This window comes from Pelagibius sp. (assembly GCF_028281305.1).
Lineage (GTDB): Bacteria > Pseudomonadota > Alphaproteobacteria > Kiloniellales > Kiloniellaceae > Pelagibius.
Map to the genome: position 1 here is coordinate 1 of NZ_JANQKD010000021.1, position 10,988 is coordinate 10,988.

The 10,988-nt window shown below is 65.8% G+C and carries 15 protein-coding genes and 1 pseudogene; 12 read left to right on the forward strand and 4 right to left on the reverse strand.

Going from position 1 to position 10,988, the window contains the following annotated elements:
• The 3 genes from Q0982_RS05320 to Q0982_RS05330 form a co-directional block, all read right to left on the reverse strand.
• Window positions 1-317, reverse strand: a 317-nt coding sequence (locus Q0982_RS05320; RefSeq protein WP_299392599.1) for a hypothetical protein, incomplete at its 3' end; no start/stop codon positions are given.
• A gap of 26 nt (window positions 318-343) precedes the next feature.
• Window positions 344-565, reverse strand: a complete 222-nt coding sequence (locus tag Q0982_RS05325) for a hypothetical protein (protein WP_299392601.1) — start codon at window positions 563-565, stop codon at window positions 344-346.
• A 654-nt stretch (window positions 566-1,219) separates the two neighbouring features.
• Window positions 1,220-1,444, reverse strand: a complete 225-nt coding sequence (locus Q0982_RS05330) for a hypothetical protein (RefSeq protein WP_299392604.1) — start codon at window positions 1,442-1,444, stop codon at window positions 1,220-1,222.
• A 218-nt stretch (window positions 1,445-1,662) separates the two neighbouring features.
• Between Q0982_RS05330 and radC the strand changes: the two genes are divergently transcribed.
• Both radC and purB read left to right on the forward strand, forming a co-directional pair.
• Window positions 1,663-2,358 (forward strand): DNA repair protein RadC, encoded by a 696-nt coding sequence (gene radC, locus Q0982_RS05335; protein ID WP_299392606.1) that lies wholly within the window; start codon window positions 1,663-1,665, stop codon window positions 2,356-2,358.
• 128 nt (window positions 2,359-2,486) lie between these two features.
• Window positions 2,487-3,779 carry an adenylosuccinate lyase gene (gene purB / locus Q0982_RS05340; RefSeq protein WP_299392608.1) on the forward strand — a complete coding sequence of 431 codons (1,293 nt, stop codon included), beginning with the start codon at window positions 2,487-2,489 and terminating at the stop codon, window positions 3,777-3,779.
• Between the two features lie 126 nt (window positions 3,780-3,905).
• Here the strand turns inward: purB and Q0982_RS05345 are convergent, their stop codons facing one another.
• Window positions 3,906-4,229, reverse strand: coding sequence for a DUF1476 domain-containing protein (locus Q0982_RS05345; RefSeq protein WP_299392610.1), 324 nt, complete (start codon window positions 4,227-4,229; stop codon window positions 3,906-3,908).
• Between the two features lie 195 nt (window positions 4,230-4,424).
• On the opposite strand from Q0982_RS05345, the gene Q0982_RS05350 reads away from it, so the two are divergent.
• From Q0982_RS05350 to Q0982_RS05395, 10 genes and pseudogenes are all read left to right on the forward strand, one after another.
• Window positions 4,425-5,249 (forward strand): NRDE family protein, encoded by an 825-nt coding sequence (locus Q0982_RS05350; RefSeq protein WP_299392613.1) that lies wholly within the window; start codon window positions 4,425-4,427, stop codon window positions 5,247-5,249.
• A gap of 181 nt (window positions 5,250-5,430) precedes the next feature.
• Complete coding sequence (purC, locus tag Q0982_RS05355) at window positions 5,431-6,192, forward strand: phosphoribosylaminoimidazolesuccinocarboxamide synthase (protein WP_299392614.1); 762 nt, start codon at window positions 5,431-5,433, stop codon at window positions 6,190-6,192.
• Window positions 6,193-6,395: 203 nt separating this feature from the next.
• Window positions 6,396-6,971 (forward strand): lipid-binding SYLF domain-containing protein, encoded by a 576-nt coding sequence (locus Q0982_RS05360; protein WP_299392617.1) that lies wholly within the window; start codon window positions 6,396-6,398, stop codon window positions 6,969-6,971.
• A 110-nt stretch (window positions 6,972-7,081) separates the two neighbouring features.
• Complete coding sequence (locus Q0982_RS05365; protein ID WP_299392618.1) at window positions 7,082-7,564, forward strand: MarR family winged helix-turn-helix transcriptional regulator; 483 nt, start codon at window positions 7,082-7,084, stop codon at window positions 7,562-7,564.
• A 141-nt stretch (window positions 7,565-7,705) separates the two neighbouring features.
• Complete coding sequence (locus tag Q0982_RS05370; protein ID WP_299392621.1) at window positions 7,706-8,032, forward strand: Spy/CpxP family protein refolding chaperone; 327 nt, start codon at window positions 7,706-7,708, stop codon at window positions 8,030-8,032.
• On the forward strand, window positions 8,029-8,511 hold the full coding sequence (locus tag Q0982_RS05375) for an isoprenylcysteine carboxylmethyltransferase family protein (RefSeq protein WP_299392624.1): 483 nt from the start codon (window positions 8,029-8,031) through the stop codon (window positions 8,509-8,511). The genes Q0982_RS05370 and Q0982_RS05375 overlap by 4 nt, the downstream gene beginning before the upstream one ends.
• Before the next feature lie 168 nt (window positions 8,512-8,679).
• Window positions 8,680-9,696 (forward strand): sulfotransferase, encoded by a 1,017-nt coding sequence (locus tag Q0982_RS05380; protein ID WP_299392626.1) that lies wholly within the window; start codon window positions 8,680-8,682, stop codon window positions 9,694-9,696.
• Window positions 9,697-9,739: 43 nt separating this feature from the next.
• Window positions 9,740-9,982 (forward strand): phosphoribosylformylglycinamidine synthase subunit PurS, encoded by a 243-nt coding sequence (gene purS / locus Q0982_RS05385; RefSeq protein ID WP_299392627.1) that lies wholly within the window; start codon window positions 9,740-9,742, stop codon window positions 9,980-9,982.
• A 46-nt stretch (window positions 9,983-10,028) separates the two neighbouring features.
• On the forward strand, window positions 10,029-10,733 hold the full coding sequence (gene purQ, locus Q0982_RS05390) for a phosphoribosylformylglycinamidine synthase subunit PurQ (protein WP_299392630.1): 705 nt from the start codon (window positions 10,029-10,031) through the stop codon (window positions 10,731-10,733).
• A gap of 8 nt (window positions 10,734-10,741) precedes the next feature.
• Window positions 10,742-10,988 (forward strand): annotated as a pseudogene (locus Q0982_RS05395) (phosphoribosylformylglycinamidine synthase II); the annotation flags it as partial.

Sequence of the window (10,988 nt, forward strand, 5' to 3'; positions counted from 1 at the left end):
ACACCGACCTCCAGCGGCTCGGCCTGGCCGGCAAAGGGCTGACCGATGGCCAGCACGTCAGTGGGCATGTCGCCGATCTTTCCGGGAACCATATCCGCCTCGGTCAGTTCGTCCTTGTCGACCTTCTGTGAGACCAGGGCCAGCAGCGCCGGCTTGCCGGTCGGCTCCCCGTTGCTCCACTTCACTCCGTAGCCCATGCCGACAACATTGGCGGGCGCCTTCTCCGGCTGCAGGAAATCGTCCACCGCCGCGGCATGCGCCTTCTGGGCCTTCTGGGCATCCTCGGGGGTCAGAACCATCTTTTTCGCATCCATCATGATCGTCTCTCCTGGATGGGTACGGCCTAAGGGGCCGTGATCTCGCCAACTTCCTCGACGTCCAGCGCACAGCCTTCCAGCTCCTTGGGAAGGATCTGATCGGGCGGCAGAGAGGCTTCCGGAACCTTCTTGACGACCATAACCTTGATCACCGCGCGGCCGGCCCGCTCTCCGATCCCGACGCCGTTGACGTTGAGGTAGGACAGCAAGCTGTCTTCGTGCTTCCTGAGAACCGCTTCGATATCCATGGGGTCGCACCTCCTTCCGCTTCCGGCTGGATGCCAGAGGGGTTTGCTGTTCATGGCCGCGCATCCTGCGCGTCACAACGGCGCTGCGAACATCGCTTGCCCAACGGGAACCGTGGCCACGGCACCCGCAAGACCGTTGTCGCTATCCTCACCGCGCCCTCTACCCGGGCGCAATCACCGTCTTGGGATCGCCTGCTTGGCGGCTGCCTGGAAGTCGCATCGAGAGGAACAGTCCCACGCCGCGCGGGCGACGCCTGGGTTCGGCGCCTGTACCGAACAGGCAGCGCCGAACTCTCGAGTACCGAACTGTCGATCCTTAGATCGGACCTTCAGGATCTGCAGGTCCTGAAGCCGGAAACCCTTCTCTGAAGGCTGCGGCGTGATCAGCGCCCGTCGTTCAGATCGGGTCCTGCAGCCCGCTCCGGGCCACAGGCAAGGGGTCGACCGACGAGAGACTGATACCACCCTGGGCGGTCCAGGGAACGCTCTTCGCGGTCATGAGCAGATGGTGGTTACGCTACGCCTGCGCGCTATGCTTGTCTATCGAATCAGGGCGCAGAAGGGCTGCGCATTTGTGGTGCGGGACGCTCCAAAGGTATAGCGTCCGAACACACCCCGACAGCACTCTGCCGTTGCCGTTCCGTGAATGGCGACTCAGCCGGCTTCGATCTGCGCGGCCGCCTTGGCCGCAGCCGACTCCGGCCGCAGCCCGTCGCGATAGGCGGCTTCCCAATCGAAGCCGCTCGCCGCCATGTCGTGCCCGAGAATCGAAAGCTCGCACTCGGCCCAGCTCAGCCAGTCGCGATACGTCTCAGCGGGGCGCTGCCGACCCGGTGAAGACGTCTGCCCTGGAAACTCGATCACGGTGGCATCGGTCATAGTCATTTCCTGCAGCAGTGATACGCAAAGGGAGAAAGAGACTCCATAGTAGTACCCATTATAATGGTGTCGCCCGTTAACAAATAGCTAGTCCTGGGAAAGAGCGAGCCCAGAGTTGAACGCGGCGCCGGGCAAATCTCCGGCAATGGCGCTGCGCGATGCGGACAAGGGCGGCATTGGCGGGGCGGCATAGGGATATCTTCAAGGAACGCAGTCCGGTGAGCGCGGAGACAAAGAACGACCAGCCCCACTACCACGGCCATCGCGACCGTCTGCGCGAGCGCCTGCTGGACCGCGGCGGCGACAGTCTGGCCGATCACGAGATCCTGGAGTTTCTGCTGTTCGGCGCCCGCGCCCGCGGCGATACGAAACCCCTGGCCAAAGCCCTGCTGGCGGCGTTCGGCAGCCTCGCCAGGGTGCTGACCGCCGAACCCGAGGCGCTGGCGAAGGTCCCGGGCATGGGGCGGGCGTCCACCGCCGCCCTGCGCATCGTGCCGGAGGCCGCCGCCCGCCTCGCCCGCGAACAGGTCGTGGACGCGCCGGTGATCTCCGCCTGGGACAAGCTGCTCGACTATTGCCGCATCACCATGGCCCACGCGCCGGTCGAGCAGTTCCGCCTCCTCTTCCTCGACAAGCGCAACCGCGTGATCGCCGACGAGCTGCAGCAGCAGGGCACCATCGATCACACGCCGGTCTACACCCGCGAGGTGATGAAGCGGGCCCTGGAACTGGGGGCGGCCGCGCTCATCCTGGTGCACAACCACCCCTCCGGCGAGCCCGAGCCCTCGCCCGCCGACATCGCCATGACCGAGGAACTGCGCGATGCCGCCGAGAAGCTGGGCATCGTCATCCACGATCATCTGGTCATCGGCCGCGCCGGCCACACCAGCTTCCGCGCCCTGGGATTGCTCTAGCCTGGGTTTGCTGTAGCGGGCTGTTGGGTTTATAAACCGGGGCGTCTGCCGAGCAGGCGCATCGCCTCAAAGCCATCCCCTTCCACGGCCCCTTCTCGGGGGCCGCGCGCGTTCAGGACCCGACCTTCATGATCCCTCGCTACAGCCGCCCGGAGATGACCGCCATCTGGGAACCGGAGAACAAGTTCCGCATCTGGTTCGAGATCGAGGCCCACGCCTGCGATGCCCAGGCGGAGCTGGGGGTGATCCCCAAGGACGCCGCCAAGGCGGTCTGGGAGCGCGGGGCCTTCGACGTGGCGCGCATCGACGAGATCGAGCGCGAGACCAAGCACGACGTCATCGCCTTTCTCACCAACCTCGCCGAACACGTGGGCGAGGAGGCGCGCTTCGTGCACCAGGGCATGACCTCCTCCGACGTTCTCGACACCTGCCTGGCGGTCCAACTCACCCAGGCCAGCGACATCCTGCTGGCCGACCTGGACCGGGTGCTCGCCGCGCTGAAGGCGCGGGCGCTGGAGCACAAGGACAGCGTCTGCCTGGGGCGCAGCCACGGCATCCACGCCGAGCCCACGACCTTCGGCGTGAAGATGGCCGGCCACTACGCCGCCTTCGCGCGCTGCCGCATGCGCCTGGAGGCGGCGCGGGCGGAGATCGCCACCTGCGCCATCTCCGGCGCCGTCGGCACCTTCGCCAACATCGACCCCTATGTAGAAGAGTACGTCGCCGGGAAGCTGGGCCTGTCGCCGGAGCCGGTCTCCACCCAGGTCATTCCGCGCGACCGCCACGCCGCCTTCTTCGCGACCCTGGGGGTCATCGCCTCCTCCATCGAGAACCTGGCGACCGAGATCCGCCACCTGCAGCGCACCGAGGTGCGCGAGGCCGAGGAGTACTTTGCGCCGGGCCAGAAAGGCTCCTCGGCGATGCCGCACAAGCGCAACCCGATCCTGACGGAGAACCTCACCGGCCTCGCCCGGGTGGTGCGCGCCGCCGTGGTGCCGGCGCTGGAGAACGTCGCCCTCTGGCATGAGCGCGACATCTCCCACTCTTCGGTGGAGCGCATGTTCGGGCCCGACGCGACGGTGACCCTGGACTTTGCCCTCAACCGCCTCGCCGGCGTCATCGAGAAGCTGCTGATCTATCCCGAGGCCATGCAGCAGAACCTCGACCAGCTCGGCGGTCTCGTTCATTCGCAGCGGGTGCTGCTGGCCCTCACCCAGGCCGGCGTCAGCCGCGAGGACGCCTACCGCCTCGTCCAGCGCAACGCCATGAAGGTCTGGGGCGGCGAGGGCGACTTCCTCGCCCTCTTGAAGGCCGACCCTGAGGTTTCGGGCAGCATCGAGGCCGCGGCGTTGGAAGCCTGCTTCGACCCGGCCTACCACACCAAGCACGTGGACACGATCTTCCGGCGCGTCTTCGGCTGAAGACGGCTCAGGATCACGCCTGCGGGTGGCAACCTAAGTCTGCCTGCGACCTCGGCATGTCCGACAACAGGAAAGGGCCGCCCCCAAGGGACGGCCCCTTTGCGTCAGGCTTGAGAGCGCTGCGGCCTACTCTTCCATGATCTGCTTCTTGGCCTCGGCCATCAGCTCGTCCATGCGGTGGCGCAGCCGGTGCTCGCTGAAGTCGACCGCCTTGGCCTCCAGATCGGCCATGACCTTGCGGACCACATCGTCGGGCCCGGGCTCGTCGAGGTCGGAAGCCACGACATCCTTGGCGTAGCTTTCCACCGCCTCGCCTTCCAGGCCCAGCAGCTCGGTGGCGATCCACTGCCCCAAGAGCTTGTTACGGCGGACCTCGGTGCGGAACTGCAGATCCTGGTCGTGCTTGTACTTGTCCTCGAAGGCCTTTTCGCGTTCGTTGAATGTGGTCATCGGACCCTTTGTCTCCCGGTACGATAGCTGCTTTCTTTCAGGTGGCGGTTCTATTCCGCTGCGTCAACCATTAGAACCTCTGGATAAGTATAACGCTTTCCGGGCAGGCGGGTAAGCCCGCTTGCCACCCGATTTGCCCGCCTTGGAGGGGGAAATGCGTCCCCCTTCGCCGCCCTTGGAGACCGACGCCGCGCCATGTGTACCCTCGTGCTTCTGCGACGCCCCGATCATCCCTGGCCCCTGCTGATGGCGGCCAACCGCGACGAGATGGCCGACCGGCCCTGGGCGCCGCCGGGGCGCCACTGGGCCGACAGGCCGGAGGTTGTGGCCGGCCTCGACCGGACCGGCGGGGGGTCCTGGCTGGGGGTCAACGATCACGGCCTCGCCGCCGCGATCCTCAATCGCCGGGGATCTCTGGGGCCGGCCGACGGCAAGCGCAGCCGCGGAGAACTGGTGCTCGAAGCGCTCGACCACGCCGATGCCCTTGCCGCCGCGGAGGCCCTGGCGGAGCTCAATCCCGCCGCCTACCGCAGCTTCAACCTGGTGGTGGCCGACAACCGGGATGCCTACTGGATCAAGAATCCGGGCAGCGCGGAGGGGACGGAGACCGCCCGCCCGGTCGAGGTCCTGCCGGTGCCGGAGGGCCTGTCGATGATCACCGCCTACGACCTGAACGATCCCAAGAGCCCGCGCATCGCCCGCCACGCCGGAGACCTGCGGGAAGCCGCCGCACCGTCACCGGAAGACGGTGACTGGTCCGCTTGGCAGGCGATCCTGGCACGCTCCGCGGAGAGCGATCCCGGCGCACCGGCGGAGGCGGCAATGACCGTCAGCCTGGGGGGCTTTCAGACCGTCTCCTCCTCCCTCATCGCCCTGGCCGCAGCCCCGCCGGCGGGCGAGCCGCCGGCCCGCTGGCTGTTTGCCGCCGGGCGCCCGGACCGGCACCCCTACGAAGCAGTCGACCTGACCCTGCCGCCTGCCCTGACTGCCGATAAAGGCCCGGTTTTCGGGGGGTTTTAGGGCCGAAACCGGGGCCTGTGGCGGGCCCTGGAGGCACGATTGTTTTGCGCATCCCCACCTGCTATATCACTGGCCCCTCCGGCCAGCCGTCCGTGCTTGTAACGACGGCGCAACGGGTGGCCCGGGGGCCTGATTGCCCCTGCGGGAAGCAGGATATATTTCCTATATTTGGATGCAGCCAATGCGACGCAGACAGATTTACGAAGGCAAGGCGAAGATCCTCTACGAGGGGCCGGAGCCCGGCACCATCGTCCAGTACTTCAAGGACGACGCCACCGCCTTCAACAATCAGAAGCACGGGATCATCACCGGCAAGGGGGTGCTGAACAACCGCATCTCCGAGTACCTGATGACGCGCCTGGAAAGCATCGGCATTCCGACCCACTTCGTGCGCCGCCTGAACATGCGCGAGCAGCTCGTGCGCGAGGTGGAGATCATCCCGATCGAGATCGTCGTGCGCAATGTCGCCGCCGGCACCCTGGTCAAGCGCCTGGGCCTGGAGGAGGGCGCCCCCCTGCCCCGCTCCATCGTCGAGTACTATTACAAGAATGACGAACTGGGCGATCCGCTGGTCTCCGAAGAGCACATCACCGCCTTCGGCTGGGCCCATACCCAGGACCTGGACGAGATGCTGCAGTATGCCCTCCGGGTGAACGACTTCCTCTGCGGCCTCTTCCTGGGCGTCGGCCTGAAACTCGTCGACTTCAAGCTGGAGTTCGGGCGCATCTGGGAAGACGAGGAAATGCGCATCGTCCTGGCCGACGAGATCAGCCCGGACTCCTGCCGGCTGTGGGACATCGCCACCAACGAAAAGCTGGACAAGGACCGCTTCCGCCGCGATCTCGGCGGCGTCGAGGAGGCCTACCAGGAGGTCGCGCGCCGTCTGGGCGTCCTGCCGGAGGCCGGTCCCGTGGACATCAAGGGCCCCCGGCTGCTGCAGTAACGCCAGTTCCGGTAACGAGCGCGAGGCTTTGCGCTTCTGACGGTTGCAAGGGGTGGCTTCAGGGCTGTCCCCTTTCCCCGACCCTCCTTTCCCCGACCCCCTTTCCTCGACTCTGGGTGCAGCGCTAGACTTGCGGCTTCTGATTACGGACGATCTCGGGTGCGGAGGGCCTCTGAAGCCCGCCGCGCAAACAGGGGGCAGCGATGCACAGGCGACTTCAAGAAACTCTGGTTCAACGCATTCTGGCCATCCTCTTCGTGGCCGTTGTGGCCACCGGCCTCGGCGGCGGACAGGCCCTTGCCGAGAAAGCGGCCACCATTGAGCAGAACTCCCGCGAAGCGCTGGAACTGTTGCTGAACAGCTCTGCCGGCGCCAAGGCCCTGTCCAACAACGCAGAGGGCATCCTGGTCTTTCCGAAGATCGTCAAAGGGGGCCTGATCCTCGGCGGCCAATACGGCGAGGGCGCCCTTTTCAAGAACGATGCCGTTTCCGGCTACTACAGCACGGCAGCCGCCTCTTTCGGGCTGCAGGCCGGCATTCAGACCTTCGGCTATGCCGTCTTCTTCCTCGACGACACCAGCCTGACCTACCTCGACAACAGCGACGGCTGGGAAATCGGCACCACCCCCAACGCCGTGGTGGTCGACAGCGGCGCCAGTGCGGCGCTCTCCACCACGACGGAGCAGGAAGGCATCTACGTCTTCTTCTTCGACCAGAAGGGCCTGATGGCGGGGCTGACGATCGAGGGCACGAAGATCACCACCATCAATCCCGAGTAGGCCAATCCCGAGCAGGCGGGCGCTGCAGGCACGCAGCACCCGCCGGACATTGCGGCGACCGATTGACAAGACAGTTGTCATCCGGCCGTCGGCCCTGATACTGCTGGTCGATGGCCAAGACCTCAAAGACCGCGGCAGCCGACCCGCGCGCCGAAGCCATTTTCGATCTCTTCCTGGAAAGCCTCGCGCTGTCGTTCAAGCTGCGGGCGCTGGGCCAGCGCAGCGGCAGCGTCACCTCCTGGGGCGGCGGTCTCTGGGGGCTGCTGCGCAGCCTGGAGACCGAGGGGCCGCAGACTGTCCCGCAACTGGCCCGCAGCCGTCCGGTCGCGCGCCAGCACATCCAGAAGCTGGCCGACGAGATGGCCGCTCAGGGCCTTGTCGCGTTCATCGACAATCCGGCGCACAAGCGCTCCAAACTCCTCCGCCCGACCGCCAAGGGCAAGGCGCTCTACCGGGAGATAACCCGTGATCTCATGGCCCTCTGTCATGATCTTGCGCAGGGCCAGGAGCTTGGGGAACTCAAAACAAGTTCTCATACAATCAGAGACTTAAAAGACCATCTTGCTGCGATGATCGAGACCGATTCCGCCTGAGTCATTGAACTGCCAAATCTATATTGACAACTAAATTGTCAATTTATAGGCTCCACTTGATTGACAATTCCCTTGTCAAACAAGGAGACGGAAATGTATCGGCACCGTCGACAGACCTGTCACTTGGCAGACGAAGCCGCCATGTTCGATCGCATGGCTCGCTTCATCGAAAACGATCTGGACCTCACGTCGCGCCAGCGGTCGGCATGGCGGCACCTGACCGCGGACGCCAAGGTGGCGATGACCCGAGCCGGCGAGGCCCGCAGGGAGTTGCCCGGACAACCATCGACCTCTGCGCCCGAATCGACCTCTGCGCCCGAACAGCTTGCCGCCCTGCGTGAGCGCATCGCTGCCGGCCTTGCAGCCTTGGACAGTGTCGAGCCCGCTTTCGCCGCCTTCTACTCTACTCTGGACCCGCAGCAGCGCAGCCGCATCGACGCCGCGGTGGCGGGGAGCCAACGCTGGTGAGCGCCGGGAACCACGGCGACTCGGCGGGTGTGATCGCCCATCCGCCGGTGCTCTATCTGGGCGCCCTCCTGATCGGACTCGGCGCCGACTGGCTGCTGGCTCTGCCGCCGCTCCCCTACCTGCCTGGCGGGGCCGGACTCTACGCCGGGATCGTGCTTGGCGTTCTGGGCCTCGGCCTTCTGTTCACCGCCGCGTTCCGATTCATAAAGGCCGGCACCAACATCCCGACACACCTGCCCTCGACGGCGCTGGTGACCGATGGGCTCTACCGCTACAGCCGCAACCCGATCTATCTCGGCCTCACCCTGGTCTACCTGGGGCTGGTGGCGGGGCTCGCCAGCCTCGGCGCCCTGGTCGTCCTGCTGCCCCTGCTCGCGACCATGCAGATCGGCGTCATCCACAGGGAGGAACGCTACCTGGAGCGCAGGTTCGGCGACGACTACAGGGCCTACAAACAAAGGGTTCGGCGCTGGCTTTGACCCAGCCGACTTCGCGGCAAGGTCACAAAAAGTGCTCAGCTTTCGCACATGGGTCGAGTGACGCTCATTCTATGATCGCGGCAGGTTGGCCCGACGAGAGAGCCCGGCCGGCCGCAAGTCTGCTGCCCGAAAGGGCGGGTTTCCAGAGCGCTGAAGTCCGAACGAGACATGTCCGACCGCGATCTCCCGCTGCATGTTCATGTGGGCATGCCCAAGACCGCGACCTCTACCCTTCAACAGCTCTACTTTGCCGAACACCCCGAAATCGACTACCTCGCCCTGCGCAGAAAAGGCGGGCGCTATGGGCCGGAAAGCCAGTTCGGCGCCTTCGTCCGCTGGCTGCGGGAGGACCCGGATCTCTGGACCGAGCGGCGGCGCTATCGCAGTTTCCTCCGCAATGAGCTCTGCAGTGGCCGCCCCGGTACACGCTGCCGCCTGCTCTCAGAGGAACGCTTCACCGGCCACTTCGGTGCCGGCATTCCGGCAAAGGCCGAACTGATGCGGGACTTCTTCCCCGAGGCGCATATCATCGTCACCGTCCGCAGGCCGCTCGACCTGCTGGCGTCGAATTACGCACAGCATCTCCGCCACCCCAGGCCCGGCGCCGCGCCACTGCCGTCTTTCGACCGCTGGGTCGAAGAAACGCTGGCAGAACCGAACGATGCAAGCAGCTATGCTCATACGGTCCGGCTCTACGACACCGTCAGGCTGTTCGATCGTCTGTTTGGCCGCGAGAAGGTGCTGGTGCTCGTCTTTGAGGAGTTTCGCGACAACCCCGCCGCATTCCTCAGGCAGCTTGCCGGCTGGCTCTCCATCGATACCGGGCCTTTCGAACAGGTGCTTTGCAGCAGACACCAGGCCGTGAATCCGTCTCCGACACGGCTGCAGTTGAACCTTTGGCGGCTGCGCCAGAGGTGGGTAAACCGGGGGACCAACAGTCTTGGTGTGACCCTCACCTGGGCAGCGACAGTCGCCGCGCACGTGACCTGGCCGGCAAAGGCGCCGCCTGCAGCGGACACCAGAGCCCGGGTCGCCCAATTCACCGGCGAGCAGTGCGCCCGACTGAGCGCCGACCGCGGTCTGGATCTCTGGCGCTACGGCTATCCCGGCGTGCCAAGGTCGACGACGGACAGGGGCGACATGGCAGCCTGCCGCCGTCTTGTCACCAGGGGCCGGCACGGCTAAGGTCCGGCCAACTTTCCACCCCGCGAGTCGGAGCGACCTGCCCATGAAGGCCCGCGTCCACGTTACCCTCAAAAACGGTGTTCTCGACCCCCAGGGCAAGGCCATAGAGCAGGCCCTGGGCGCGCTGGGCTTCAACGGCGTCGAGGACGTCCGCCAGGGCAAGGTCATCGAGTTCTCTCTCGCCGAACGCGATCCGTCCAAGGCCCGGGCCGACGTCGAGGCCATGTGCCAGAAGCTGCTGGCCAACACCGTGATCGAGAACTACGCCATCGAGCTGGACGGCTGATCCGGGTGCGCCTGACCCGGGACCTGAAATTCTTAGGAGAGCGCGCATGAAAGCGGCGGTCATCGTCTTTCCGGGATCGAACTGCGACCGCGACGTGCAGGTCGCCCTCAAGCAAGCAGTGGGCCGCCAGTCCATGGGGCGGGAGCCGCTGATGGTCTGGCACAAGGAAACCACCTTCGATCCGGTCGACCTGATCGTGCTGCCCGGCGGCTTCTCCTACGGCGACTACCTGCGCTGCGGCGCCATGGCAGCCAACTCTCCGGTCATGAAGGAGGTCGTCGCCCGCGCCGCCAAGGGCGTCGCGGTGCTGGGCATCTGCAACGGCTTTCAGATGCTGACCGAGACCGGCCTCGTTCCCGGCGTCCTGATGCGCAACGCCGACCTGCGCTTCGTCTGCCGCGACGTGACGGTTAAGGTGGAGACCAGCCAGAGCCTCTTCACGGCTAAGTACGAGCAGGGCCAGGCGATCCGCATTCCCGTCGCCCATCACGACGGCAACTACTTTGCCGACGACGACACCCTGGCGGCCATGGAAGACCGCGGCCAGATCGCCTTCCGCTACTGCGACGCAGAAGGGGAAATCACGGTGGAGGCCAACCCCAACGGCTCCCGGCGCAACATCGCCGGGGTCTACAACGAGACCAAGACCGTACTCGGCCTGATGCCCCATCCGGAACGCCTGGCCGACGCCAGGCTCGGCGGCAGCGACGGACGCCCCCTCTTCGATGGCCTGGTGGAGGCGCTGTCGTGACCGCTGCCATGGCCAACGAGCGGCCGGTGACGCCGGAGGTGGCGCGCGAGCACGGTCTCAGCGACGCTGAGTACGACCTGATCCTCGACATCATGGGCCGCGAGCCCAACCTGCTGGAGCTCGGTATCTTCTCGGTCATGTGGTCGGAGCACTGCTCCTACAAGTCCTCGAAGAAGTGGCTGAAGACCCTGCCCACCAAGGGCCCGCAGGTGATCAAGGGGCCGGGCGAGAACGCCGGCGTGGTCGACATCGGCG

Coding starts and splice junctions, on each gene's coding strand:
- Q0982_RS05380 (WP_299392626.1), top strand. CDS start 8,680: ATGTCCGACCGCGATCTCCCGCTGCATGTTCATGTGGGCATGCCCAAG.
- Q0982_RS05330 (WP_299392604.1), bottom strand. CDS start 1,444: ATGACCGATGCCACCGTGATCGAGTTTCCAGGGCAGACGTCTTCACCG.
- Q0982_RS05325 (WP_299392601.1), bottom strand. CDS start 565: ATGGATATCGAAGCGGTTCTCAGGAAGCACGAAGACAGCTTGCTGTCC.
- Q0982_RS05345 (WP_299392610.1), bottom strand. CDS start 4,229: ATGACCACATTCAACGAACGCGAAAAGGCCTTCGAGGACAAGTACAAG.
- purB (WP_299392608.1), top strand. CDS start 2,487: ATGATCCCTCGCTACAGCCGCCCGGAGATGACCGCCATCTGGGAACCG.
- purQ (WP_299392630.1), top strand. CDS start 10,029: ATGAAAGCGGCGGTCATCGTCTTTCCGGGATCGAACTGCGACCGCGAC.
- purC (WP_299392614.1), top strand. CDS start 5,431: ATGCGACGCAGACAGATTTACGAAGGCAAGGCGAAGATCCTCTACGAG.
- Q0982_RS05365 (WP_299392618.1), top strand. CDS start 7,082: ATGGCCAAGACCTCAAAGACCGCGGCAGCCGACCCGCGCGCCGAAGCC.
- Q0982_RS05350 (WP_299392613.1), top strand. CDS start 4,425: ATGTGTACCCTCGTGCTTCTGCGACGCCCCGATCATCCCTGGCCCCTG.
- Q0982_RS05360 (WP_299392617.1), top strand. CDS start 6,396: ATGCACAGGCGACTTCAAGAAACTCTGGTTCAACGCATTCTGGCCATC.
- Q0982_RS05370 (WP_299392621.1), top strand. CDS start 7,706: ATGTTCGATCGCATGGCTCGCTTCATCGAAAACGATCTGGACCTCACG.
- purS (WP_299392627.1), top strand. CDS start 9,740: ATGAAGGCCCGCGTCCACGTTACCCTCAAAAACGGTGTTCTCGACCCC.